This window comes from Polaromonas sp. (assembly GCF_013817205.1).
Classification (GTDB): domain Bacteria; phylum Pseudomonadota; class Gammaproteobacteria; order Burkholderiales; family Burkholderiaceae_C; genus Polaromonas.
In genome coordinates, this window is the sequence record NZ_JACDDD010000149.1 from 1 (window position 1) to 2,037 (window position 2,037).

Consider the following 2,037-nt stretch of genomic DNA (forward strand, 5'->3'; position numbering starts at 1 on the left):
GTCTGGAAGGGCTCGCGCCAGGCACCTGGCGCGAGGCCGCAGTCCATGCCTGGGCCTAACAATACAACACGCCAGGCCGTCAGCACTACTTAATTGCGGTCACGGCCCCGACCGTCGTTGCGGATGGCGCGTTCGACCTGGTCGCGCAAGGCCTTGAGGTCATTGCGTAACTGGCGGCGCTCCTGCTGTGTCACCACACCGTCGGACTTGAAACTGGCCTCCCGCTGCGCGAGCGCACGTTCGCGGGTGTGCAAGCGGCGTGCTTCACGCTGGGATATCCGGCCATCACGCACGCCCTCGTCGATGCGCTGGCTGATGCGGTACTCCTGCTTGTCAATGCCGGGGGTGCCAACCGTCCGTGGTGCGTTGTGCACATTGTTGGCCATCATGCGCTCCACGTCGGCGCTCAGGGCGCTCAGGTCTGCGCGCAGTTGCTGGCGTTCTTGTGGCGTGGCCTGGCCGTTGGACTTGAAGAATGCCTCTTTGGCTGCGATGTCACGGTCGCGGGCGTACAGAGCCTGGGCTTCGGACGGCGTGATATGGCCAGAGTTCAGCCCCTGCTGGATGCGGGCACTGATCGCCTGCTGCGCGCGGTCCACCTGGGGGGTGCTGGTGTTTTGCGCAATGGCCGGGGCCATGCCAAGGCCGGCGAACAGGGCGGATGCCAACAAGGAAGTGGTCAATAGTTTCGATTTCATGCGTTCTCCTGTTTTCGACAAAGGGCCAGCAGGCCCCTCGGCCTGCCACCGGATCGCTGCTTTAAAAAGGCATCTGTGATCGGGTGAAGTCATGATGGACCGTCTGTGTGAAGGCGGTGTAAGCGCAGGACGCATTTACCCGGTATTTACCTCGCGAACACATTCGTCAGGAGCCATTGCTCGAAGAGGCGGATGTTGCGCTGCTCGCGTCGCTGGGGCGGGTAGGTGAGAAAGTAGCCGTTGCCGCTGTCGACCTCGATGTCGAAGGGCGTCACCAGCTTACGCGAGGTCATCAGGTCGGTGAACAAGGCCGCGTCGGCGATCGCAACGCCCAGGCCCCGCTCCGCGCTCTGGACGCACATGTCCACCGTGTCAAACAACTGCTCACGCGCGCCCTGCAGCTCCGGAACGCCGGCACCCCGCAGCCACGTCAGCCATTCGTGCCGATGGGCCGTGGCATGCAACAAGGTGGCGGCAGCAAGATCGCTCGGCTGGCGCAGCCCGGCGGCCAGCTGGGGCGTACACAGGGGAACGAGGCGTTCACGCATCAGAGGTACCTCGACCACGTGCGGCCAGCCGCCCTTACCGTGGGCAATGATCGCGTCCGCGTCGGAGCCGCTGAAATCGGGTGCATCCGTCCAGTGCGTGGCCACGCGGATCTCGAATCCGGGAAGGGCCTCCTGCAACGCCGGGAGGCGCGGCAAGAACCACCTGACAGCCATCGTCGGCGGCAACTGGATTGTCAGAACGTCGACACCACGCCGGACACGCGCGCTGGCTTCAGCGAGAGACGTCATCGCCTGCCGCACCGGGGGTAGGAGTTCCTGGCCTTCGGCGGTGAGCGTCAAGCCGCGGGCCACCCGCACAAACAGCGGGCATCCGTAATATTCCTCCAGCAACTGAACCTGCCTGCTTACCGCGCCTTGTGTCAGGTTGAGCCGGTTGGCCGCGCCTGTGAAGCTGCCGCAATCAGCGGCGGCCAGGAAGGCCTGCAAGGCATACAGGGGTGGCAGGGCTGGCATGGCTCAGGCGTGTGAGGCGGTGGTGTTGTTCATCTGGCCAGTTTATCGTGGCGACCCCGCTGCTGCGGCAGCCATGCGTGCCGCACATGGCTGCCCTCAAAAACTTTCGTTGGTGCCCTGGCGCAGACGATCTTACGATCACCCCATTCTTCCAACCCGCCTCACAACGTTTCTTCACATCATGGTCATCAGCTCGAACGCACTGGCATACATTGCCGCTATCAACAAGTACTTGGCGCTACTGACCTCAGGTGACATGCGCGGCATCGTGTCGCTGTTCAGCCCCCAAGGCGCCGTGCACTCGCCCTTCCTGAACG

Annotated in this window: 2 protein-coding genes; both read right to left on the reverse strand. The window is 63.8% G+C overall.

Annotation, left to right across the window (positions count from 1 at the left end; genetic code table 11):
* Window positions 1-89: 89 nt before the first annotated feature.
* Window positions 90-698: a hypothetical protein gene (locus H0W47_RS18600; protein WP_296927098.1), complete on the reverse strand. Its 609-nt coding sequence runs from the start codon at window positions 696-698 to the stop codon at window positions 90-92.
* 146 nt (window positions 699-844) lie between these two features.
* The gene (locus H0W47_RS18605) at window positions 845-1,720 is read right to left on the reverse strand and encodes a LysR substrate-binding domain-containing protein (RefSeq protein WP_296927100.1); all 876 of its coding nucleotides are present in this window, start codon (window positions 1,718-1,720) and stop codon (window positions 845-847) included.
* Window positions 1,721-2,037: the final 317 nt, after the last annotated feature.

What these genes read in the sequence shown, in the direction of transcription:
- H0W47_RS18605 (WP_296927100.1), bottom strand. Translation starts at nt 1,720, where the DNA reads ATGCCAGCCCTGCCACCCCTGTATGCCTTGCAGGCCTTCCTGGCCGCC.
- H0W47_RS18600 (WP_296927098.1), bottom strand. Translation starts at nt 698, where the DNA reads ATGAAATCGAAACTATTGACCACTTCCTTGTTGGCATCCGCCCTGTTC.